This is a genomic window from Streptomyces sp. AM 2-1-1 (assembly GCF_029167645.1).
Taxonomy (GTDB): Bacteria; Actinomycetota; Actinomycetes; order Streptomycetales; family Streptomycetaceae; genus Streptomyces.
In genome coordinates, this window is the sequence record NZ_CP119147.1 from 200,663 (window position 1) to 223,645 (window position 22,983).

General features: G+C 72.9%; 19 protein-coding genes and 2 pseudogenes. 12 read left to right on the forward strand and 9 right to left on the reverse strand.

Annotated elements, in window-relative coordinates; genetic code table 11:
• Nucleotides 1-151 precede the first annotated feature (151 nt).
• Nucleotides 152-1,936, forward strand: coding sequence for an ABC transporter ATP-binding protein (locus PZB77_RS00920; protein ID WP_275490579.1), 1,785 nt, complete (start codon nucleotides 152-154; stop codon nucleotides 1,934-1,936).
• A gap of 43 nt (nucleotides 1,937-1,979) precedes the next feature.
• On the opposite strand, the gene PZB77_RS00925 is transcribed toward PZB77_RS00920, so the two are convergent.
• The 7 genes from PZB77_RS00925 to PZB77_RS00955 form a co-directional block, all read right to left on the reverse strand.
• Nucleotides 1,980-2,723, reverse strand: a complete 744-nt coding sequence (locus tag PZB77_RS00925) for a hypothetical protein (RefSeq protein WP_275490580.1) — start codon at nucleotides 2,721-2,723, stop codon at nucleotides 1,980-1,982.
• A gap of 206 nt (nucleotides 2,724-2,929) precedes the next feature.
• Nucleotides 2,930-3,124: a hypothetical protein gene (locus PZB77_RS00930; protein ID WP_275490581.1), complete on the reverse strand. Its 195-nt coding sequence runs from the start codon at nucleotides 3,122-3,124 to the stop codon at nucleotides 2,930-2,932.
• Between the two features lie 330 nt (nucleotides 3,125-3,454).
• Nucleotides 3,455-4,597, reverse strand: coding sequence for an acyl-CoA dehydrogenase family protein (locus tag PZB77_RS00935; RefSeq protein WP_275490582.1), 1,143 nt, complete (start codon nucleotides 4,595-4,597; stop codon nucleotides 3,455-3,457).
• Entirely contained in the window at nucleotides 4,594-5,784 is a 1,191-nt protein-coding gene (locus tag PZB77_RS00940; RefSeq protein ID WP_275490583.1) for an acyl-CoA dehydrogenase family protein, read from the reverse strand. Before PZB77_RS00940 ends, PZB77_RS00935 begins: the two co-directional genes overlap by 4 nt.
• On the reverse strand, nucleotides 5,781-6,749 hold the full coding sequence (locus tag PZB77_RS00945) for an NADPH:quinone oxidoreductase family protein (RefSeq protein WP_275490584.1): 969 nt from the start codon (nucleotides 6,747-6,749) through the stop codon (nucleotides 5,781-5,783). The genes PZB77_RS00940 and PZB77_RS00945 overlap by 4 nt, the downstream gene beginning before the upstream one ends.
• A 149-nt stretch (nucleotides 6,750-6,898) precedes the next feature.
• A complete protein-coding gene (locus PZB77_RS00950) occupies nucleotides 6,899-7,498 on the reverse strand; it encodes an XRE family transcriptional regulator (protein ID WP_275490585.1) in 600 nt (199 codons plus the stop codon).
• Nucleotides 7,499-7,622: 124 nt separating this feature from the next.
• Nucleotides 7,623-7,901, reverse strand: coding sequence for a metal-sensitive transcriptional regulator (locus tag PZB77_RS00955; protein WP_275490586.1), 279 nt, complete (start codon nucleotides 7,899-7,901; stop codon nucleotides 7,623-7,625).
• A 94-nt stretch (nucleotides 7,902-7,995) separates the two neighbouring features.
• On the opposite strand from PZB77_RS00955, the gene PZB77_RS00960 reads away from it, so the two are divergent.
• Nucleotides 7,996-8,568: a rhodanese-like domain-containing protein gene (locus PZB77_RS00960; protein WP_275490587.1), complete on the forward strand. Its 573-nt coding sequence runs from the start codon at nucleotides 7,996-7,998 to the stop codon at nucleotides 8,566-8,568.
• Nucleotides 8,569-9,058: 490 nt separating this feature from the next.
• Here the strand turns inward: PZB77_RS00960 and PZB77_RS00965 are convergent, their stop codons facing one another.
• Nucleotides 9,059-10,354, reverse strand: coding sequence for an alpha/beta fold hydrolase (locus PZB77_RS00965; protein ID WP_275490588.1), 1,296 nt, complete (start codon nucleotides 10,352-10,354; stop codon nucleotides 9,059-9,061).
• A gap of 96 nt (nucleotides 10,355-10,450) precedes the next feature.
• A complete protein-coding gene (locus PZB77_RS00970) occupies nucleotides 10,451-10,741 on the reverse strand; it encodes a DUF2087 domain-containing protein (protein WP_275490589.1) in 291 nt (96 codons plus the stop codon).
• A 211-nt stretch (nucleotides 10,742-10,952) separates the two neighbouring features.
• Between PZB77_RS00970 and PZB77_RS00975 the strand changes: the two genes are divergently transcribed.
• From PZB77_RS00975 to PZB77_RS01020, 10 genes and pseudogenes are all read left to right on the forward strand, one after another.
• Nucleotides 10,953-12,185 (forward strand): aromatic acid exporter family protein, encoded by a 1,233-nt coding sequence (locus PZB77_RS00975; RefSeq protein ID WP_275490590.1) that lies wholly within the window; start codon nucleotides 10,953-10,955, stop codon nucleotides 12,183-12,185.
• A 367-nt stretch (nucleotides 12,186-12,552) separates the two neighbouring features.
• Nucleotides 12,553-13,095, forward strand: a pseudogene (locus PZB77_RS00980) (RICIN domain-containing protein); the annotation flags it as partial.
• A 72-nt stretch (nucleotides 13,096-13,167) separates the two neighbouring features.
• Nucleotides 13,168-13,863, forward strand: a pseudogene (locus tag PZB77_RS00985) (pectate lyase); the annotation flags it as partial.
• A gap of 936 nt (nucleotides 13,864-14,799) precedes the next feature.
• Entirely contained in the window at nucleotides 14,800-16,026 is a 1,227-nt protein-coding gene (locus tag PZB77_RS00990; protein ID WP_275490591.1) for an SfnB family sulfur acquisition oxidoreductase, read from the forward strand.
• A gap of 71 nt (nucleotides 16,027-16,097) precedes the next feature.
• Nucleotides 16,098-17,246, forward strand: a complete 1,149-nt coding sequence (locus tag PZB77_RS00995; protein WP_275490592.1) for an LLM class flavin-dependent oxidoreductase — start codon at nucleotides 16,098-16,100, stop codon at nucleotides 17,244-17,246.
• A 718-nt stretch (nucleotides 17,247-17,964) separates the two neighbouring features.
• A complete protein-coding gene (locus PZB77_RS01000) occupies nucleotides 17,965-18,996 on the forward strand; it encodes an amino acid ABC transporter permease (RefSeq protein ID WP_275490593.1) in 1,032 nt (343 codons plus the stop codon).
• Nucleotides 18,993-19,799, forward strand: a complete 807-nt coding sequence (locus tag PZB77_RS01005; RefSeq protein ID WP_275490594.1) for an amino acid ABC transporter ATP-binding protein — start codon at nucleotides 18,993-18,995, stop codon at nucleotides 19,797-19,799. Before PZB77_RS01000 ends, PZB77_RS01005 begins: the two co-directional genes overlap by 4 nt.
• A gap of 98 nt (nucleotides 19,800-19,897) precedes the next feature.
• On the forward strand, nucleotides 19,898-20,917 hold the full coding sequence (locus PZB77_RS01010) for a transporter substrate-binding domain-containing protein (protein ID WP_275490595.1): 1,020 nt from the start codon (nucleotides 19,898-19,900) through the stop codon (nucleotides 20,915-20,917).
• Between the two features lie 34 nt (nucleotides 20,918-20,951).
• Complete coding sequence (locus tag PZB77_RS01015; protein WP_275490596.1) at nucleotides 20,952-22,064, forward strand: FAD-dependent oxidoreductase; 1,113 nt, start codon at nucleotides 20,952-20,954, stop codon at nucleotides 22,062-22,064.
• A gap of 60 nt (nucleotides 22,065-22,124) precedes the next feature.
• Nucleotides 22,125-22,910 carry a GNAT family N-acetyltransferase gene (locus PZB77_RS01020; protein WP_275490597.1) on the forward strand — a complete coding sequence of 262 codons (786 nt, stop codon included), beginning with the start codon at nucleotides 22,125-22,127 and terminating at the stop codon, nucleotides 22,908-22,910.
• Nucleotides 22,911-22,983: the final 73 nt, after the last annotated feature.

A 22,983-nucleotide genomic window follows, 5' to 3' on the forward strand; every position in this document is an offset into this window, starting at 1 on the left:
CCCGCTCCTTCGCCGTCGCCGTCTCCGTCTCCGTCTCCCGGCGGCAGGCCGGCACAGGACCGCTGACCAGCATGCGGCCGTCGCCCCCACGCACGCCCACGATGCGGATGGGGTCTTGCGGCGGCCGAGGGCGGAGGGCTTGGCTGGCCGGATGCAGCACACGCTCCCCCTTCCTCCGCGGCTCTCCGCGCTCGACCACCGCTACCGGGGCGAACACCCCATCCGCACCCTCGGCTACCTGCTGCGCCCGGACCGGGCCCGGCTGGTGCTCGCCGTGGCGGCGTTCGTCGTGAAGCACAGCCCCATCTGGCTGCTCCCCCTGATCACCGCCAACATCATCGACGTCGTCGTCCGGCACAGCGCCGAGCGGGAATTGTGGCTCAACGCGGGTGCGCTGCTCTTCGTCCTCGTCCTCAACTACCCCATGCACCTGCTCTACGTGCGCTGCCTCAACGGCAGCGTGCGGCGGATGGGCACGTCGCTGCGGCAGGCGCTCTGCCGGCGCATGCAGCAGCTCTCCATCGGCTACCACGCGCGGACCAGCGCCGGTGTCCTGCAGGCCAAGGTGGTCCGGGACGTCGAACTGGTCGAGCACATGGTGCAGCAGAGCGCCGACATGGGGCTCGCGGGGATCGTCACTCTGCTCGGCGGCCTGACCGTGATTGCCGTCCGGGTGCCGTCCTTCCTGCCGGTGTTCTTGGTCGTCGTACCGGCAGCGGCGTTCCTCGTGATGAAGCTGCGTACCCGACTGCGCACCCAGAACGAGTCGTTCCGTCAGGAGGTCGAGCAACTCTCGGCCCGTGTCAGTGAGATGACGAGTCTGATTCCCATCACCCGGGCGCACGGCCTGGAGAAGGCGGCGCTCGGCAGGGTCGACGGTCCGCTCAGTCAGGTGCTGACGGCGGGGCTGCGCCTCGACGTGCTCAACGGACGGTTCGGCGCGATGGCCTGGATCCTGCTGAACTCGCTCGGGGTCGGGTGCCTCGCCGGTTCCGCGCTGGTCGCGTACCACGGCTGGCTGTCGATCACCGCGGGTGACGTGGTGATGCTGAGCGCCTTCTTCACCACGCTCACCGGCTCGGTGTCCACCCTGCTGAGTCTGGCACCGGTGATCAGCCAGGGGCTGGAGTCGGTCCGCTCGGCGGGCGAGGTGCTCCAGGCACCCGACCTGGAGATCAACGCGGGCAAGGAGCGGGTGGAGCGGGTCGAGGGGCGCATCGACTTCGAGCGCGCCGGCTTCTCCTACGAAGGTGCCGCCGGTGACGCGGTGCAGGACTTCACGCTCTCCGCACGGCCCGGCGAGACCGTCGCCCTGGTCGGTGCGTCGGGGGCCGGCAAGTCGACGGTCCTCAACCTCCTCATCGGGTTCATCCGCCCGGTCTCGGGGCGGATCCTGCTCGACGGCAGGGACATGGCGACGCTGGACCTGCGGACGTACCGGAGGTTCCTCTCCGTCGTCCCGCAGGAGTCGATCCTCTTCGAGGGCACGGTGGAGGAGAACGTCACGTACGGGCTCGGCGACACCGACGAGGGCACGGTCCGTCAGGCGCTGCGCGACGCCAACGCCCTGGAGTTCGTCGAGGCTCTTCCCGACGGCATCCACACGGTGGTCGGCGAGCGCGGGGCCCGGCTCTCGGGCGGCCAGAAGCAGCGTCTCGCCATCGCGCGGGCGCTGATCCGGGACCCGAAGGTGCTGATCCTCGACGAGGCGACCTCGGCGCTGGACACCCGGTCCGAGGCGCTGGTGCAGGAGGCACTGGCCCGGCTGGTGCGGGGACGGACGGTCTTCGTGGTGGCCCACCGCCTGTCCACGATCAGGGCCGCCGACCGGATCGTGGCGATGGAGGGCGGCCGGATGGCCGAGATCGGCACGCACGAGGAGCTGATGCGCCGCGGCGGCGTGTACGCGGGTCTCCACCCGTCCCGGGCGGCGTAGGCCTCACCGCCGGGCGGGGGTCCTGTCGGCCCCTGGGATCCGGTCAGCCGCGCGGGGTGCGACGGGTGCGGGTGCGGTTCTCCAGCAGGGTGCGCCGGATCTCCGCGGCGGTGTGCCGTGCGTGGTCGGTGGTCGCCCTCCGCTCGGAGACGGACGGCACGAAGCGGTAGGTGGGCTGCCGGCAGCGTCCGCAGGAGACGCCGGTGGTCACGAGGTAGCCGTCCTCGCACTCCGGGTCGGAGCAGCGGCCGCGCGCCAGCAGGGCCTCGGCGATCTGCAGCGGCGTCCACCGGCGGCGGCCGTCGTCGTCGGTCTCGTGCAGGGCGTGCGCCCAGCGGAGGTTCCACCGGCGTTCGATCCGCTCCCGGAGGAGGTAGGCCGTCCGGCGCCCGAGTTCCTCGCGGATCAGGTCGTGGACCTCGGCAGGCACCCGCCGGCCGAATCCCTGCATGAGGGGCTGCGGCAGGGCGTTCAGCACGTAGCCGAGGGGGTCCTTGCCGGAGTACCGGTGCCAGGCCGCGCAGTCGCAGGAGCCGTCCGGCCTCCTGGGGCCCTGGCAGCGCCCGCAGAGTCCTCGGCACTCGGCGCAGAGCCCCTGGTCGAGACCGTCCAGGTGGGGCGCCGGGGCCCGTCCGCATTCGCGGCAGCAGGAGCTGCAGGGTCCGCAGAGCCGCTCCCCGGCCACGTTCGTGGACCAGGCCCGCGTCTGGCACCGGCAGCACAGCGCACTGTTGCAGTACTCGTGGTGCGCGGCGCCGGAGTGACGGCCGGAGGGCGGGAAGGACATGACGGGCTTCTCCAGTGGCGCGGCCCGGAGCGGTGTGTCCGCTCAGGGCCGGAAGGACATCGGGACGGGACCTGGAGACGACGTTACCGCCCCCCGCGCGTGGATGCGGCGGACGGTCGTGCGCGGCCCGTGCGTCCACGGGCCGGGGGGAGGGGCCGGAGGCGGCGCGGACCACCGGATCGGTCTCGCGCGCGGGGTGTGGTGCTTCAGGGTCTCAGCCCGCTCACGATCTCGGCGGTGGAGACGATGCCGTCGTGGATCGTGGGTGCCATCCGGGTGCCGGCGATGAGGAAGCCCAGCAGGGCGCAGACGATGGCGTGCGACATTTTCAGGCCGCCGCTGCGCATGAAGATGATCGCGATGATCAACAGGAACACCACGAGTGAGATGGAAATGACCATGCCCCGCCTCCTCCGCCGCGACCGGTGTGCGGCACGTGGCGGCCAGTGTGGCGGAGCGCGCGCACCGTTCGGCCGACCGGCGTGTCCGCCGAACGGGTGGTGACGCGCTGTGACGGACTGTCGTCCGAGAAGGTGACGGCCCGGCGCGGGTCCCCGGTTGACGTGTGCTGTGAGCTTTCGGTCGAGGGGTCGCGGCGGGACGGGTGCGGGAGCGCTTCCGCATCCCGTCCCGCCGCGGTCGGCAGGGTCCTCCTGCCCGAGCCGGTCGCCGGGGCTCTTCGAGGCCCTTCATCGGGGCCCTTCATCGGGGCCCTTCGTCGGGGCCCTTCGTCAGGGAGCCGGGAGCTCCACCAGGCCGGCGACGGTCTCGCGGTGGCGGCCGGCCGTCCCGTACGCGAGGGAGTCGGCCTTCGCCCGCTTCAGGTACAGGTGGGCCGGGTGTTCCCAGGTCATGCCGATCCCCGCGTGGAGCTGGACGCACTCCTCGGCCGCGTGCACCGCCACTCCGGAGCAGTACGCCTGGGCGACGGCGACCGCGAGGGCCGCGTCGGGGGCGCTGGTGGCCAGCGCGTCGGCGGCGTTGCGGGCGGCGGCGCGCGCCGAGACGACCTGGAGCCAGATCTCGGCCATGCGGTGCTTGAGCGCCTGGAAGGAACCGATCGGCCGGTTGAACTGGTGGCGCTCACGCGTGTATCGGACGGTCTCGGTGAGGCACCATTCGGCGACGCCGAGCTGTTCGGAGGCGAGGAGCCCCGCGCCGGTCAGCAGTCCCTGCCGCACGGCCGCCACGCAGTCCCCTGGCCCTGCGAGCAACGTCGCCGGGGCGCCGTCCAGGGTGACCGAGGCGAGCGGGCGGGTGAGGTCCAGCGGGACGAGGCGTTCCAGGACGACGGTGGCCTCCCGGTGAGGGGCCCGCTCGACGGCGTACAGCCCGGTGGGGGCGGGTACCAGCAGGACGTCGGCGAGGGCCCCGTCGGCGACACCCCGTACGGTGCCGGTCAGCGCGCCGCAGTCGGCGGTCACCTCGGCGGTGTGGTCCCCCCCGGGCGCGGCGGCGAAGGGTACGGCGAGCGCGGCGGTGCGCCGGCCCGCAGCGAGGTCGCCGAGCAGGACGGCGGCGGGGCCGTCCTCGGGGTCCAGGGCGAGCAGGACCGCCGTGGCGACGACCGCGCTGGTGAGGTACGGGGAGGGGGTGGCGGCCCGTCCGAGCTCCTCCAGCACGACGGCGGCCTCCCGGTGCGTGGCCCCCAGGCCGCCGAGCTTCTCGGGCACCAGCAGCCCCGCGGCGCCGATGCCGGCGGCGAGGGTCTTCCAGAGTTCCTGGTCGTACGGCGTGTCGGACTCCGTCCGGGCGATCACGGACGGCGCGTCGGACCGGTCGGCGAGCAGGGCCCGCACGGCCGACCGGAGGTCCTCCTCGGCCTCGGAGTAGAGGAGGTCGGGGGTGGTGGCGGGCTGGATCGGGGCGGTCATCGGGACAGGTCCTTCCAGGCGACGTCCTTGTCGGTGCGCGGTTCGGCGGGAAGCCCGAGGACACGCTCGGCGACGATGTTCAGCAGCACCTCGCTGGTGCCGCCCTCGATCGAGTTGCCCTTGGAGCGCAGGTAGCGGTAGCCGGCGTCCCGTCCGGTGAAGTCCACCAGTTCGGGGCGGCGCATCGTCCAGTCGCTGTAGAGCAGACCCTCGTCGGCGAGGAGTTCGACCTCCAGGCCGCTGATCTGCTGGTTGAGCCGGGCGAAGGCGAGCTTCATGCCCGAGCCCTCGGGGCCCGGCCGGCCCGCGACGAGTTGCTGACGCAGCCGCTCGCCGGTGAGGCGGGCGACCTCGGCCTCCACCCAGAGCGTGATCAGGCGCTGGTGCAGGTCGGGGGTGCGCAGGTCGGGACGCTCGCGCCAGGTGCGGGACACCGGGCCGATCATCCCGCCCTCGCGGGGGATGCGGGCCCCGCCGATGGAGACGCGCTCGTTCATGAGCGTGGTCCGGGCGACCTTCCAGCCCTCTCCGACGGGTCCCAGCCGCCTGCTGTCGGGGATGCGTACACCGGTGAGGAAGACCTCGTTGAACTCCGCCTCGCCGGTGATCTGGCGCAGGGGGCGCACATCGACACCCGGGTCGGTCATGTCGCAGACGAAGTAGCTGATGCCGCGGTGCTTGGGCAGGTCGGGGTCGGTGCGGGCGATGAGGATGGCCCAGCGGGCGAGATGGGCGCTGGACGTCCAGACCTTCTGCCCGTCGACGATCCAGGTGTCGCCGTCGCGGACCGCCCGGGTGGAGAGCGCGGCCAGGTCTGAACCGGCGCCGGGCTCGCTGAAGAGCTGGCACCAGACCTCCTCGCCGATCCACAGCGGGCGCAGGAAGCGCCGCTTCTGCTCGTCCGTACCGAAGCCGAGGATCGTGGGGGCGGCCATGCCGAGGCCGATGCCGATGCGGCGGGGGTCGTTGTCGGGGGCGCCCGCGGCGGCGAGTTCGGCGTCGACGACCGGCTGGAGGGAGTGGGGGGCGTCGAGGCCGCCCAGACCGGCCGGGTAGTGGACCCAGGCGAGCCCCGCGTCGAAGCGGGCGCCCAGGAACTCCTCGCGGCCGGTCGTGGCGGGGGGATGGGCGGCGAGCAGTTCGCGGGTGCGGCGCAGGAGGTCGGCGGCGTCGGCGTGGGTGGTCATCGGGTGCTCCCGGTCGGCAGGACGACGACGCGGCCGGTGGTCGTGCCGTCCGCGACCCGCTGGACGGCGTCCGCCGCCGCGGACATCGGGACCCGCTCACTGACCAGCGGCTTCACGAGCCCCTGTGCGGCCAGCTCGGTCAGCTCGTCGTGGCAGGCGCGGACGGCGGCGGGGTCCTTGGTGTTGTAGAGGCCCCAGTGGAGTCCGAGGACGGAGTAGTTCTTGACGAGGACGTGGTTGAGTGCCGGTGCGGGGACGGTGCCGCCCGCGAAGCCGACGACGACGATCCGGCCCTCGAAGGCGATGCACTTGACGGACTTGGCGTAGGCGTCGCCGCCGACCGGGTCGTAGACGACGTCGGCGCCGCGCCCGCCGGTGGCCTCCTTGACGGTGGCGACGATGTCCTCGGTACGCCGGTCGATGACCAGGTCGCAACCGAGCTTCCGGGCGACGGCGGCCTTCTCGGGCCCTCCGACGACTCCGATCACCGTGGCTCCGGCGGCCTTGCCGAGCTGAACGGCGGCGCTGCCCACCCCCCCGGCGGCCGCGTGCACCAGCAGGGTCTCGCCGGGCTGGATGCGTGCCCGGCGGTGCAGGCCGAACCAGCCCGTCTGGTAGCCGATGTGCAGGGCCGCGGCCTCGGCGTCGTCGAGCGCTCCGGGGGCGGGCAGCAGCGCCGCCTCGTCCACCACGACGTACTCGGCGAGGCCGCCGTGCGGGAGCGCGGGGGTGGCGAGCACCCGGCGTCCGTCCTCGGTCCGACCGCAGATCTCCACCCCGGGCGTGAAGGGCAGCGGGGGCCTGACCTGGTACTGGCCCCGGCAGAGCAGTGCGTCGGGGAAGTTGATGTTCGCCGCCCGCACCGAGAGGAGTACCTGCCCCTCGCCGGGCACCGGGCGGTCCGTCTCGTCGAGCGTCATCACCTCGCCCGGCTCGCCGTTGCGGTGCACTCGCCATGCCTGCATGAAGGCCTCCACGAACCTGTCGGCGTTTCGCTTGCTCCGGCGCATACTAAGCGGTCGCTTGCCCTGTGGGAACACCTGTGGGTCCGCCGCTGCGGCCGGTGGGTACGGGTGGGTGGTGCGGGCGGGCCGGCTGATGCCGTGAGCCGGAATCAGTCGCCCCGGGGGCGGGCGATCACATGCATCCGCTCGCCCTGCGGCCCGAAGAGGCTGAGGAACTCCACCGTCTCCTCTCCGGCGGGGCCGAACCAGTGCGGCAGCCGGGTGTCGAACTCGGCGGCCTCGCCCGGTTCCATCACCAGGTCGTGGTCGGCGAGGAGCAGTCGCAACCGCCCGGAGAGGACGAACAGCCATTCGTACCCCTCGTGGGTGCGCTGCTCCGGCGGCTCGCCCGTGCCGCCCTGCTGGACGAGCTTGTACGCCTGGAGTCCGCCGGGCCGGGCGGTGAGCGGCAGCATGACCCGGCCGTGCCGGACGATCGGTTTGGCCCGGACCCGCGGGTCTCCCACGGGCGGGGCACCGACGAGGTCGTCGAGCGGGACCTCGTGGGCGCGGGCGATGGGCAGCAGCAGTTCCAGGGTGGGGCGGCGCCCACCGGATTCGAGCCGGGAGAGGGTGCTGACGGAGATGCCGGTGGCGGCCGAGAGAGCGGCGAGCGTCACCTCGCGTTCCTTGCGCAGGCGGCGCAGCCGGGGGCCGACCCCGGAGAGCACCGTGTCCAGCTCGGGATCGCTCTGCGCCTGTTCGCTCATGCCCCCAGTGTGCGGAACCGGCCGAGGCGGTCGCCCGCCGGGCCCGGTCCTCGGCGCCGTCGGCACGCGCCCGGCGTGCCGGGAAAGGGGCGGATCGGGCAGGCCGGGCTGGGCGGGAGCGGGGTCAGGCGAGGGAAAGGAAGAGCTTCTCCAGGCGCGCCCGCATCCGCTCACGGTCCTCCGGCGCGGCCGTACCCTCGGTCAGACAGTGCTGGAGGCCGGTCGCGATGATCGCGAAGCCGGCCCGGTCCAGCGCGCGGGAGACGGCCGCCATCTGCGTGACGACGTCCTCGCACTCCCGGCCCTCCTCGATCATCCGGATGACCGCCGCGAGCTGCCCCTGAGCGCGGCGCAGACGGTTGAGGACGGACTTCAGCTCGTCGGCCGCCATGTCGAGTTCCACACACACCCCTCCTGATACCCCCGGGGGTATTTTATCCTGTACGGGGCAGACGGAACACGTTCCGTCTGCCCCGCAAACGAAAGGACACCCGCACGTGACCAGCCCGGCATCCCTCTCCCCTGCCCAGGCCGCAGCCCGTCTGGACGAATTCACCGTCATCGACGTCCGGGGTCCCGGCGAATACGCCTCGGGGCACGTTCCCGGCGCGCACAACGTCCCGCTCGACCACATGGCCGAGGCCCTTCCGGCACTGAAGTCCGCCTCCGCGCGAGGTTCGCTGCTCGTGGTGTGCGCCTCGGGCGTCCGCTCCACGCGTGCGGCCGAGATACTCGCCGACGCCGACATAGACGCCGCGACGCTCTCCGGCGGCACCTCCGCCTGGGAGAACGCCGGGCACGGCCTGGACCGCGTGACCGGGGCGAAGGCCGTCTGGCCCATGGAGCGCCAGGTGCGGCTCGCGGCGGGTTCCCTGGTGGTGGCGGGGCTCCTCCTCGGCCGCCGCTTCCCCGCGGCCCGGTGGCTGTCGGCCGGCGTCGGCTCGGGGCTCGTCCTCTCCGCCGTCACCGACTCCTGCGCCATGGCAGCCGCCCTCTCCAAGCTGCCGCACAACCGTGCCCCCCGGACCGCCCCCGACCTGAACGCGACGCTGGAAGCCCTTCAGAGCTGATTCCCGGCGCGTCCGCGCCCTCTCCTCCGGCTCGCGCGGACGCCGGTCGCGGCAGACAGTCCCGGGCCCGTCGTCACAGGCCGTCGCCCGCACGCACCGTGCGGGACCGGAGGTGGCCGGGCGGCCCACCCGTCACGCGCCCATGGCCGCCGAGGCCCTCGCCGCTCACGGACAGGCGCGTTCGGTGCGCCGCCGGCTCGCTCGGTACGCGACCCGGCCGGACCCGCCCGCGGCCCGGGCTAGCGGGCCGCGCGCCACCGCCCCGTCGCTGGTCCCGCCCCGCCGCCGGGTGCCGGCAGTGGTGCCGCCGCGTTCGACACGGTGGTGCCCGGCCCTGGCGACGGCCCCGCGTTACGTCGAACCGAGGGTGCGGCCGGAGAGAGCGCTCGGCCGCACTCTCCGCACCCGGCCGGAGGCAGTCTCACCTCCCCGCCGCGGCACCGGCGGGACGGTCTGGCAGGTGCGCGCCCCGGTCCCTCGCCGGGTCCGCTCAGACCTCGTCGCGGACCAGGGCCAGCAGGCGGTCCAGCACGCGGGGACCGCCCGCGCGAAGGCCGTCGTGCTCGAACTCGTCGGTCACCCAGGTCCGCAGCCCCCGGATCGCCGCCGCCGTGGTGAGCGCGTGGCCCGTGTCCACGTACATGTCGTCGTGGTAGACGGCCGCCGCGACCGGGACCTCGTTGGCGGCGAGCCGCTCCCTGTCGTACAGCTCCGGCCAGTCGGTGCGGGCCGCCAGCAGTTCCGCGGTCTCGCGCAGCGGGCGCAGCGCGGGGTCCGTCCCGAAGTGCCACGGATGGATGCTCTCGCCCGTGAAGAGCAGCGGTCCGTCGCCGGCGAGCGCGGTGGCGGCGTCGAACTGCGGGAACTCGGCACGGACGCGTTCGGCGGACCAGGCGGTGGGCCGCTCGCCCTGGCCGTAGATCGGCTCGTGCAGCAGGGCGTACAGGGGGTGGGCGGCGAAGGAGTTCGCCGTACGCATGGCTTCCTGGAAGGCGTCGGAGAGCGCGGGGCCGTCCGGGGTGGTGACGAAGGCGTTCTCCAGCAGGTAATGGAGCTGGTGGCTGCCCTGGCCGCCGCCGAGCATGATGCCGAGCGACTGGAAGCCCTCGGGGGTGAGCAGGTGACCGGCGGATTCGACCCGGTGCGCGGTGAGGTACGCGGCGATCTCGCGCGCCCGCGCGACATCCTGCGGGTAGCGCGCGTAGTGGGCGGCGACCTTGCGTTCGATGCGCGGGTACGCGGCGCGGTAGACCTCGTCCGCGTGGGCGTCGAGCGAGGGCAGTCCGCCGGTGATCAGTACGGCTGCCAGGCCTTCGGGAACCGCCGACAGGTAGTGGACGGCGCAGAACCCGCCGAAGGACTGGCCGAGGACGGTCCAGGGGCGCCGGCCGGTCAGCCGGGGCCGGATCAGCTCGCAGTCCCGCACGATCGAGTCGGAGCGGAAATGGCTCAGGTAGGCGGCCTGTTCGGCGGGCCCGCCGCGTGTCGGGAGGGTCTGCCGGTTCGCCGGCGTGGAGAGACCGGTGCCCCGCTGGTCGAGGAGGAGGACCCGGAACTCCTCCAGGGCCCGGCCGAGCCATGCTTCGCTGCCGACGAAGCGCCGTGCTCCGAAGCCGGGGCCGCCTTCCAGGTAGACCAGCCAGGGAAGGTCCTCGTCGACCTTGGACGGAGCCACCGCCTCCCGGCCGAAGACCTCGATCCGCTCACCCGTGGGGTCGGCGTGGTCGAGGGGAACGGTGAAGGTGCGGTCCGTGAAGACCACGCCGGGATGGCGGAAACTGCTCACAGTGATGCTCCTGAATCAGTCGGATTCAGGACAGTTCAGCACAGGACCTCTGCGCGGGTTCCTCCGCCCCCGGCACCCCGGTCCGGGGGCCTGTCGTCAGGCCGACGGAACCTCGGCGGCCCGCCGGTAGGCCCGGCCGTCGCGGGTGCGGGTCAGCAGCCGCGACTCGACCAGATAGCGGCGCAGCGCGGCGGAGTCGTCGTGGACCGTCAGAAGGGCGTCGTTCACCTCGCCTTCCGTGTAGAAGCGTCCGGTGTCGAAGAGCGTCGCGGCGAGGTGCTCCAGCAGCGGGCCCCGGCGGGCGGGCCTGCGCGGCACTGCCTTCAGGCGTCCCCGGGAGAAGAGGTCGGACAGATGGGGGGCGGTGAGCGTCACGTCGTCGGGCATGGGCGTCAGCCTCGCAGCGCCGCGCCCGTGCGCGCAACGCGTTATCGGCTCCGCGCCAGCCCTGTTCGCGCGTCACCCGTGGGGCGAGCGGCGCGCCCGTACGCGCGGGTGCGGCTCGCCCCGGAGCGCGTGGGCGGACCGCGTTGCGTCCGTACGGAGGCACCTGGGGCGGGGGACGCTGCGAACGCGATCTTCGGGGCAGCTTGTAGGAATGTCTGGAGTTTCCGCACCCGTACTCGAACTCGTCCGGCGCACCACCGAACCCGCGGCCGTGCAGACGCTGCGCTCCACGGCCGCGGCCGTCATCGCGTTCTCCGTGGCCCAGTGGACCCTGCCCCAGCCGGCTCCGCTGACAGCTCCGCTGACGGCGCTGCTGGTCGTGCAGGTCACCCTCTACGCGACCTTGACCACCGGCATCCGCAGAGTCAACTCGGTGATCGTCGGTGTGCTCATCGCCATCGGCTTCAGCGCGCTGGTGGGCCTGAACTGGTGGAGTCTCGGGCTGACCATCTTCACCGCCCTGCTGGTCGGCCGGGTGGTGCGGGTCAACGAGTTCGTCCCCGAGGTGGCGATCAGCGCGATGCTGGTGCTCGGCGTCTCGCAGATCGCCGACACCGCGTGGGACCGGATTCTGGAGACGCTGATCGGCGCGGGGGTGGGGCTGCTCTTCAACCTCCTTTTCGCGCCACCGGTCTGGGTGGAGACGGCGGGCGCCTCCATCGAAGGGCTGGCCACCCGGATGGGCACGATGCTGCGTGCCATGGGCCAGGAGATCAGTGGTCACATCCCCGTGAAGGAGGCCGCCGCCCGACTGCACGAGGCCCGGCGCCTCGACCACGACATCGTGGAGGTGGACGCCTCGCTGCGGCAGGCCGAGGAGAGCCTCATGCTCAACCCGAGGGTGCGCCAGGGGCTGCTGAACAGGGTGGTGCTGCGTACCGGTCTCGACACCCTGGAGATCTGCGCCGTCGTCCTGCGCGTGCTGACCCGCACCCTGACGGATCTGGCCAAGCAGCGCACCGACGAGCCGATGTTCCCCGTCGACGTGGGCGAAGGGCTGGCCGAACTCTTCGACCGGATGGCCGAGGCCATCGAGGCGTTCGCGCGGCTGATCACCTCGCCGCTCGCGTCGGGCGGTGAGCAGGCCGAGGACCGCCTCGCCGAGGCGCTGGCGCAGGGCCGGCAGACGCGTGACCGGATCGCCGACCTGCTCCTGGAGGACGTGCAGGAGCACCCGCGGCAGTGGCAGTTGCACGGGGCGCTGCTGGCCGAGGTGGACCGGGTGCTCGACGAACTCGACATCGACAAGCGCACCGAGCGGCTCGGCGAGGAGCTCGACCGCCGGTCGGCGGAGCTGCACGAACGTCACCCCGCGCTGCGCCGGTTGCAGCGCCGGCTGCGCGGAACCGGCGGTACGCGCCGCCGGCCCGCCGAGGAGTCCTGAGCACGGGGTCCGTCTCCGGCGCACCACCGGTTCCGGCCGCCGCGCGCCGGGACCGGCCCTGCGGCGCGCCGGACGGACCCCGCAGGGCGGCCGTTCCGGTCCGCCCCGCGGGGTCCGTCCGGCGCGGGCGCGTCGTGTCCGGCTGTGCCGTGCGGTGGCCCGGAAGGCCCTTCGTATCGGTTGGCGCGCAACCCATTGACCGCCGATTCCGGTTGACGTACCGTCACCGGCGTTCGCATACAAGAACTCGGTTCAGAGATCCGAACGAAGCACCTCATGGTCACCTGGCCGAGAACCTGCTCTTACCACCGCATCAGCTCTTCCTGGTGCCTGCGGAGGACGCCGCAGGCGGCGAAAGGAACTACGAATGCGCACGGAGAACCAGCATGCCAGAAGGCGGGGCGGCAGGGCAGCCGCCTCGTTCCTCGCGGTCGCCGCGCTCATAGCGGCAACCCTCACCGCCCTCTTCGCCACCGGCTCGGCCACGGCCGCACCCGCAGCCGGGTCGTACACCCTGTCGAACGTCGGCAGCGGACTGTGTCTGGAGGTCCCGGGTGCCGGCACCTCCGCCGGTGTCCAGCTCACCCAGAACACCTGCGCCGGCAGTGCCGCGCAGACCTGGAAGCTCACGGCTTCCGGCAGCGGTTACACCCTCACCGCCTCGCACAGCGGAAAGTGCGCGGGCGTGAAGGACGCTTCCACCAGCGCGGGCAAGGCCGTGGAGCAGCAGACGTGCAGCGGCGCCGCGACCCAGGTGTGGACGCTCACGCAGGTGAGCGGAAACGTCTACCAGGTCGTCAACAGCAACGGCGGCAAGTGCCTCAACACCAAGGACTCCGCCACCAGCCCGGGCACGCTGGTGCAGCAGAACTCCTGCGACTCGGTGACGAGCAAGCGCTGGACGTTCACCGCGGCGGGGACGACGACGCCGACCGACCCGCCCACGACGCCTCCGACCACGCCTCCCACCACCCCTCCGGGGTCGAAGCCGGCGTGGCCGAGCGCCAAGGGCAGCCAGGCCGTCCCGGCCAGCATCCAGGTGTCCGGCACCTACGACGGTGGTCTGAAGCGCTTCTACGGAAGCGGCGACCTGGGCAGTGACGGCCAGGACGAGGACCAGCCGGCGATGTTCGAACTGGCTGCCGGAGCCACGCTGCAGAACGTCATCCTCGGATCCCCCGCCGCCGACGGCGTCCACTGCGCCGGCGCCTGCACCCTCAAGAACGTCTGGTGGGAGGACGTGGGCGAGGACGCGGCGACCTTCCGCGGCAGCTCCTCCTCGCAGGTCGCCACGGTCGACGGCGGCGGCGCACGCCTGGCGGACGACAAGGTCTTCCAGCACAACGGCGCCGGCACGGTCGTCATCAAGAACTTCCAGGTCGACGACTTCGGCAAGCTCTACCGCTCCTGCGGCAACTGCTCCACGCAGTACGGCCGCCACGTCGAGATCTCGAACGTCTGGGTCACCGCCCCGGGTACCTCCCTGGTGGGCATCAACACCAACTACGGGGACACGGCCAAGCTCTCGGGCGTCACGATCTACGACGACGAGGACCGCGACATCGACATCTGCAAGAAGTACAAGGGGGTGACGAGCGGAGAGCCGTCCGAGACCGGTTCGGGCGCCGACGGCACCTACTGCATCTACAGCTCTTCCAGCATCACCTACGTGGACTGACACGGTTCCGGCGGTCGCCGGAACCGGGCACGACGGGGAGCGGCGCGCTCACGCGCCGCTCCCCGTTCCGTGCGTCCCCGGCGGACCGGTCCGGTCCCGACCGGCCCACCGCTTCCGGCGGGAGACGGCAGCCTCGGTACGGCGATTCGGCCACGTGCCGGCGTACGCCCGCCCGGCGGCCGCACTCGCCGACCGGCCGGACCGGATCGACGTCCTCGTGTGCGGCGTGGGCGCGGGCGGCCGGAGCGGGGCTCGCCGGCCCCCGCGCCATTGCCGGCCGGGCCCGCGGCTGCGGACGCCGCTCCTCCGGCGACGCGCTGCTGCCTCTCCTCACCTGAGGGCGACGCGCCGGCGGTTCGCCGATACCGGCTCCCCCTCCCGCCCCGACTGCCGGTACGCTCCCTGCGGGAACGGCAGAGCCGGCGGCCGGGACGGCCGCACGGACCGCGTTCCCCGGTGGCACGGGCTCCCCGCCGGGCGGGTGGACCGGGCCCGGTCGGACGGCCCTCCCCTCCCAGCGGATCGGTGACCATGGACGAGCGAGTGGACCTCACGCGGCGGCGGCATGTCGATCTCGCGCGTGTCTCCAGCGCCGTCTGTCGCCCCTGCCACGGTTGTCGTCCCGGCACCGGTCACTGACCGCCCTGCCGTAGCGCGTCCGGGGGTCGTTGCCCGCCCCCGTGTCCCGTCTCCTCCGCCGTACCTCGCGCGACGCCGCCCCGGTGCCGTGGGTACGCCGTAGCCGGGTTCACGCGGAACTCGCGGCGTGTCCGTCCACCCGTGCACCTTCCGGTCACGCCCCCGCACGCGTCCCGGTGCGCCACGCCCCCTCGACCGGTCCGGTGCCGTACCGGTGCCCGGACGTCTCCCGCCGAACCCGTACCCACCCGCCCGGCGCCGCCGCCCGCGCGGCCGCGTCCGACCTCCGGAGATCCCATGACCGTTCCCGCCGCCCCTCCTCCCGGCTCCGCCGGCATACCGCCCGCCGCCCATGTCGTGCGCGACGACGCCGAGGCGCTCGCCCTCGCGTCGCGACTGGCGGCGGAGTTCCGCGCCGGGGCCGCCGTGCGGGACGCGGAGCGCCGCCTCCCGCACGCCGAGCTCGACCGCCTCTCCGCCTCGGGTCTCCTCGGCGTCACGGTGCCCGGGGCGTACGGCGGAGCCGGCGTGCGCCACACCACCCTGGCCCGCGTCGTACGGATCCTCGCCTCGGCCGATGCCAGCCTCGCGCAGATCCCACAGAGCCATTTCGTGTACGTGAACGTGCTCCGCGCCCGGGGCAGCGAGGAACAGCGCCGGTTCTTCTTCGGCGAGGTGCTGGCCGGCCGGCGTCTGGGCAACGCCCAGTCCGAAGCCGGCACGCGACACGTCCAGGACATCCGGACGCGGCTCACCGCCCGCGAGGGCGGATTCCTGCTGACCGGGGAGAAGCACTACTCGACCGGGGCGCTCTACGCGCACTGGATACCCGTGCTGGCCCGGGGCGACGACGGCGAGCTGTGGGTGGCGTACGTACCGCGCTCCGCGAACGGTGTCACCGTGGTGGACGACTGGGACGGCATGGGGCAGCGCACGACCGCGAGCGGGACCGTCCGGCTCGACGGTGTGATGGTGCCCGCCGACCGGGTGGTGCCCCACCACCTCACCTTCCGCGGCCCGCAGTTGCACGGCGCGGTCGCCCAGTTGCTGCACGCCGCCATCGACGCCGGGATCGCGGCCGGTGCTCTGGAGGAGGCCGCCGCGTTCGTGCGCACCAAGAGCCGGCCCTGGTTCGAGGCGGGCGTCGAGAAGGCGGCGGACGATCCGCTCCTCGTCCAGCGGTTCGGCGAACTCTCCCTGCGCGTGAGGTCGTCCGACGCGCTGCTGGCGGAGGCCGCGCGCGCGGTCGACCGGGCGGAGGCCGACCTCACCGACGACTCCGCGGCCGAAGCCTCCCTCGCCGTCGCCGCGGCGAAGGTCGTCGCCGCGGAGGCCGCGGTGGAGACCGGTTCGGCCCTCTTCGAAGTGGCCGGTACCCGAGCGGCACTCGACTCGCTCAATCTGCACCGGCATTGGCGTGACGCCCGGACCCACACCCTGCACGATCCGACGCGCTGGAAGGTGCAGCACCTGGGTCGCTGGGCCCTGAACGGCACCCGTCCACCCCGCCACGGACTCCTCTGACCGGCACCGGCGGCCCGCGCCCGTCACCCGGCTTCCCCACCTCCCGACGTCGTACCGAAAGGGTTCTCCCCATGTCCCTCACGTTCCACTGGTTCCTCCCCACCAACGGCGACAGCCGGCACGTCGTCGGGGGCGGTCACGGCACGCCCGTCACGGCGGCGGGTGGCGACCGGCCGCCGAGTGTCCCCTACCTCACCCAGATCGCACTCGCCGCCGAGCAGCTCGGCTTCGTCGGCGCTCTCACACCGACGGGCGCCTGGTGCGAAGACGCCTGGCTCACCACGGCCCTGGTCAGCCAGCACACCGAACGCCTCAAGTTCCTGGTGGCCTTCCGGCCCGGGTCGGTGTCGCCGACGCTCGCGGCGCAGATGGCTTCCACCTACCAACGCCTCACCGGTGGAAGGTTGTTGCTGAACATCGTCACCGGCGGCGAGAGCCGCGAGCAGCGTGCCTACGGCGACTTCCTCGACAAGGACGGCCGGTACGCCCGCACCGGTGAGTTCCTGCACATCGTCCGGGAGCTGTGGCAGGGCAGGTCGGTCGACCACGCGGGTGAGCACCTGCGGGTGGAGGGCGCCGAGCTGGCGAGGGTGCCCGAGCCGGTCCCCGAGATCTACTTCGGCGGTTCCTCCCCCGCCGCGGGCCTCGTCGCGGCCCGGCACAGCGACGTCTACCTCACCTGGGGGGAGCCGCCCGCGGCGGTCGCCGAGAAGATCGCCTGGATCAGGAAGCTCGCCGCCGAAGAGGGGCGGACCGTGCGATTCGGCATCCGCCTGCACGTCATCGCCCGGGACACGTCCGAGCAGGCGTGGGCCGAGGCCGGGCGGCTGCTGGAGGGTTTCGACGAGCGGACCGTCCGGTCCGTGCAGGAGGGCCTGGCGCGCAGCGAGTCGGAGGGCCAGCACAGGATGCTCGCCCTGCACGGCGGGGGGCGGGACGGGCTGGAGATCCACCCGCACCTGTGGGCGGGGATCGGGCTGGTGCGCGGCGGTGCGGGGACGGCCATGGTCGGCTCGCACGAGGAGGTCGCCGACCTGATAGCCGAGTACCGGTCGCTGGGCATCGAGGAGTTCGTCCTGTCGGGTTACCCGCACCTGGAGGAGGCGTACTGGTTCGGTGAAGGTGTCCTGCCGGTCCTGGAGCGGCGCGGGCTGTGGCGGCACCCGTACGCGACGGCCGCCGCGCCTTCGGTGGCCGTACCGTTCGCAGGGCGCCCGTAGGTCCGCCGGTCCACGTCACCGGCCGCTCGGACGGGCGCACGGGGAGCGCCGGGAGCCGCCGCGCTCCTCGTGCGTCCGGTATGACCGGGCATGAAGCCCGTGTTACAGGATCACGAAATGCGCGCCGCCCCGCGCGCCCTCCCGGCTCCGGCCCGTCGGTGCGCACGGCCCGCCTCCTCCTGACGTTTCCCCTGGTCAGGAGGGTCCGGGCCGCCCATCACCCGTACCGTCGCACGGCCTCTCACCCCCGTTCACACAGTCGCGGGGGACGTTGACGCGGCCTCACCCGCATGGGTTACTGACGCCGGACCGGCCCGGTGATCCCCCGGCGGTCCGGCGGCCACGATCCCGTGTGCGGCCCGTTCCACCGAGCGTGTCCCAGCGGCTCGCTCACGCGGCAGAGAGAACCACGATGACCAGCATGGCAAGCGCACCGGAGAGGACGGCAGGCGTCCGCCGCCTCCGCTCCACCGCGCCGTCCGCCACGCTGCGCCTCGCCTCCCCGCGGACGCCGTCGCACGAGTGCCGCGCTCACCGCTCGTGTACCTGCGGGCTGCCGGCCCGCGCACCGCACCGCGGCTGCTGACCGGCCGAAGACGGCGTCCGCCCCGCCCTTTCGTGATCTCCGCACCCTGCCCGGGCTCCGGCCAGGGTTCCCGACTCCGGCCCGACCGCGCGCCGCGCACCGTCCGGCAGGCCCCTGACCGCTGGAGCACCCATGCCCGAGACGTCCGCGCCCCCGGAGGATCCGGTCACCACCGGCTCCTCCCCCGCACCGCCCCAAGAGCCTCCGGCTCCCGGGGCAGCCGCCCGCGCCGCCTCCGCGCACGACCCCCGCCTCGCGGCGGAGCGGGTGCTGCCGCTGCGGCATCCGTGGCGGTGGGTGCTCACCGCGGTGGTCCTCGTCCTGGTGGCCCAGTTCGTTCACGGACTGGTGAGCAACCCCTTCTACCAGTGGGACCGTTTCTCGTACTGGTTCTTCCGGCCGGCGATCCTCGACGGTCTGCTGATCACCCTCGAGGTCGCCGCCCTCAGCGCGGTGTTCGGCCTGATCGGCGGCGTGATCCTGGCGCTGGGCCGGCTGTCGCCCAATCCGGTGCTGCGGTCCGTCTCCTGGGTCTACATCTGGCTGCTGCGTTCCGTGCCGCTGATCGTCGTCCTGCTCTTCCTCTACAACTTCAGCGCGCTGTACCAGACCTTGAGCGTCGGGGTCCCGTTCGGACCGGCCTTCTTCGAGTTCGACGAGTCCCGGCTCGCCACCGACATGACCGTCGCCGTGATCGGCCTCAGCCTCAACGAGGCGGCGTACGCGGCCGAAGTGGTCAGGTCGGGCGTGCTCTCGGTGGACCAGGGGCAGCACGAGGCGGCCTCCGCTCTCGGACTGCCGCGCGGCTACCAGTTCCGCCGCATCGTCTTCCCCCAGGCGTTGCGGGTGATCGTGCCCGCCTACGTCAACCAGTTGATCGGCCTCGTCAAGGCCACGTCGCTGGTCTTCTACGTCTCGCTGCTCGACCTGTTCGGCACCGTGCAGAGCCTCGGAAGCACCTACTCCGGTGACATCGTCCCGCTGCTGCTGGTCGCCACGTTCTGGTACGTCATCCTCACCAGCGTCATCTCGGTGATCCAGTTCTACGTGGAGCGCCACTACTCGCGGGGCGCGCTGCGCACCGTGCCCCCGACCCCGTTGCAGAAGCTCCGGGCCGCCGTCCGGGCCGCCCGTTCCAGGATCGCGATCGGATCGAGCACATGAGCGTCAGCGCACCGCAGAGCACGAAGAGCCTCGTCCGCGCCGACCCGGTGGCGGTGGAGATCCATCAAGCGCACAAGTGGTTCGGTGAGCACCAGGTGCTGCGCGGCATCGATCTGACGGTGGAGCCGGGATCGGTGACGGTGATCCTCGGGCCGTCCGGATCGGGGAAGTCGACGCTCCTGCGTGCGGTGAACCACCTGGAGAAGCTGGACATCGGCCACGTGACGGTGGGCGGCGTTCCCATCGGGGTGCGGCACCACCGAGGACGGCTGAAGGAGCTGCCCGAGCGCACCATCCGGGCGCAGCGCAGCCGGATCGGCTTCGTCTTCCAGAACTTCAACCTGTTCCCGAACCTCACGGTGGTGGAGAACGTCGCCGCCGCGCCGGCCGCCGTCGGCCTCGCCGACCGGGAGCGGAGCCGCGAGCTGGCTCGTGCCCTCCTCGACCGGGTGGGGCTGGCGGACAAGGCGGACAGCTATCCCCGGCAGCTCTCCGGAGGGCAGCAGCAGCGGGTCGCCATCGCACGCGCGCTCGCTCTCGACCCCGGGGTGATCCTCTTCGACGAGCCGACCTCGGCGCTCGACCCGGAGCTCGTCGGCGAAGTGCTCGCGGTCATCAAGGAGCTGGCGACCGGAGGTACGACGCTGATCGTGGTGACCCACGAGATCGGGTTCGCCCGTGAGGTCGCCGACCAGGTCGTCTTCCTCGACCACGGCGTGATCGTCGAGCAGGGCAGACCCGCCGACGTGCTCGACCACCCGCGCGAGGCCCGCACCAGGGAGTTCCTGGGCAAGGTCCTCTGACCTCCGTCGGCCGTCCGTCCACCGGCGCGGTGCCCGCGCCGCACCCCTCTCACCCACACGTCCTTCCACCTGTTCTCCCTCACCCACAAGGAACCGACATGTCCCGCCGCAGATCCCGCCTCTCCACCCTCGCCACCGCCGGCACCGTCCTCGCTCTCGCCGCCGGACTCAGCGCCTGCGGAGACGACGACAGCGAGAAGTCCGCCGGCTCCTCGGGCGCCGCCAAGGGATCGGTCGTCATCGGCGCCGCCTCGAACGGAGCCGCCGAGGAGATCACGCTGGACGTGCCCGAGGTCGCCTCGATCCGGGCGCAGCTGCCCGAGTCGGTCACCGAGGACGGCAAGTTGACCATCGGCCTGGGCATGCTCCCCGCCGGCTCCGCGCCGCTCGGTTTCCTCGGCGACGACCAGAAGACGGTGACGGGCTCCGAGCCCGACCTCGGCCGCCTGGTCGCCGCGGTCTTCGGCCTGGAGGCCGAGCCGAAGAACGCGACCTGGGAGAACCTCTTCGTCGGGATCGACAGCGGGCGCACCGAGGCCGGCTTCTCCAACATCACGGACACCGAGGAGCGGAAGAAGAAGTACGAGTTCGCCTGCTACCGCAAGGACAACCTCGGTTTCGAGTTGCGCAAGGAGGCGGACTGGAACTTCGACGGTACGTACAAGAGCCTCGCGGGCAAGACGGTCGCGGTCGCGTCCGGCACCAACCAGGAGAAGATCCTCCTGGAGTGGCGGGACAAGCTCGAGTCCGAGGGCGAGAAGCTCGACGTCAAGTACTTCGCCGACAACAACAGCATCCACCTGGCGCTGAACTCGAAGAAGATCGACGCGTACTTCGGCCCGAACCCGGCCATCGCCTATCACATCACCCAGTCCGCGAGCACGCCCCAGGCCACGCGCAGCGGCGGTACGTACTCGGGTGCCGGGGCCTCGCTGCAGGGGCTGATCTGCGCGACGGCGAAGAAGGGCAGCGGTCTCGCCAAGCCGCTGGCCGAAGCCATCAACTACCTGATCGAGAACGGTCAGTACGCGAAGTTGCTGGAGACGTGGAACCTCAAGGACGAGGCCGTGCGCACCTCGCAGGTCAACCCGCCCGGCCTGCCGATCACCAACTCCTGACCCCGTTCCGTACACAGCAGAGAGGAAGACCGTCATGGCACCCAGCACGGTGATCGTCGGGGGCGGGGTGATGGGTGCCTCGGCCGCCTGGCGGCTGGCGGCGCGCGGCCACCGGGTCACGGTGCTGGAGCGGTTCGGTCCGGGCCACGACCGGGGCAGCTCGCACGGCAGTTCCCGCATCTTCCGGCTGACGTACGCCGATCCCTGGTACGTACGGCTCGCTCTGCGGGCCCTGCCGTTGTGGCGCTGCCTGGAAGAGGAGACCGGCCGGCCGGTGCTGACGGTCACCGGAGCCGTGGACCACGGGTCGCCCGCCACCGTGCGGGAACTCGCCGCCACACTGGCGGCGGCGGGCCGTCCGGGGGCGCTGCTCAGCCCGGCACAGGCGGCGGAGCGCTGGCCCGGTCTGCGCGCCGACACCTCCGTGCTCCTGCACGCGGAAGGGGGCCGGCTGCACGCCGACGCCGCCGTGGCGGCGCTGCTGGCGGCGGCTGCCGGACTCGGCGCCGACGTCCGCCACGGGGTGCGGGTGCGCGCCCTGCGACGGACCGGGAGCGGCGGTGTCGTCGCGGAGACCGGGGCGGGTGAGCGGGTCGTCGCGGACACGGCGGTCGTCGCGGTCGGGGGCTGGTCGCCGTCCGTCCTGCCGGATCTGGTGGACGGGCTGCCGCCGCTGCGGGTCACCCAGGAGCAGCCGTTGCACTTCGCGGTGGACGACGCCCTGCGGTGGCCGGCGTTCGTGCACCACCCCGGCGCCGGCTTCGACGAGCCGGGCGGGGTGTACGGGCTCGGCAGCGCGGACGGCGTGAAGGTCGGGTTCCACGCGGTCGGCCCGGTCGTCGACCCGGACCACCGGGACCGCACCCCCGACCCGCTGGCGGCCGCGCGGCTGGAGGCGTACGTACGTACCTGGCTGCCCGGTCTGGCGTCCGCCGCACCGGAGCCGGTCACCTGCCTCTACACGTCCACCCCCGACCACGACTTCGTGGTCGACCGGCAGGGCCCGGTGACGGTGCTCGCCGGCTTCTCCGGTCACGGGTTCAAGTTCGCTCCCGCCCTGGGCGAGCTCGCGGCCGACCTGGTCGAAGGCCGGCCGGGGGCACGGCGCTTCGCCCTCGGACGCCCGATGCCCGCCGCCCTCCGCTGACCGGCCATCTCTCCCCTGCCACGAACCCGCACCGCACCACCGGAAGAAGAACGGTCTTCGATGTCCACCGATCTCCAGTCACCGCACTCCCTCCCCCGGACCGGCCCCGCGCCCGGCTCCGGCCCCGCGCGGCCCGGCGGGCCCGCACCCCATCTGCTGGACAACGCCGCCTGGGCCGCCCTCAACGGTCCGCACCGCCGATTCGCGGAGATCGTCGGATCCGCCGCCCGCTACCAGACGGACGTCGCTCCGTTCGTGGCGCTGGGCGATGCCGCGGACCCGCGGGCCTGGGACGATCTGGCCGCGCTCGTCGGGCCCGGGGCGGTGACGGCGGTGACCGGCATCCGGAGCGTGCCGGACCACTGGGAGACCGTGCAGCAGGCGTCGGGCGTGCAACTCGTGGCCGACACCCTGCGCACGCGGTCCGATCCGGAAGCCGTCCGGCTGACCCCGGCCGACGTCCCCGAGATGCTGGACCTGGTGAGCCGGGCCAAGCCGGGGCCGTTCCTCCCGCGCACCATCGAGCTGGGCGCGTACTGGGGGATCCGGCGCGGCGGACGGCTGGTGGCGATGGCCGGGGAGCGGTTGCGGCCTCCCGGCCACACCGAGATCAGCGCGGTCTGCACGGACGCCGGCCACCGCGGCCAGGGTCTCGCCACCCGGCTGGTCCGCCATGTCGCCGACGGCATCCGGGACCGGGGGGACGTTCCGTTCCTCCACGCGGCGGGCGACAACGAGAACGCCATCCGTCTCTACCTCTCGATCGGCTTCGCCCTGCGCGTGCGCACCCTCTTCGCCGTGGTCCGGGTCCCGGGCGGCGACCCCGCCGCCGCGCCGGGGATCTGACCTCCGCACCCCGGAGCGCGTCGCCGAAGCCGAGCGGCCGCGCCGCCCCGTACTTCCCTGCCGATCACGAAAG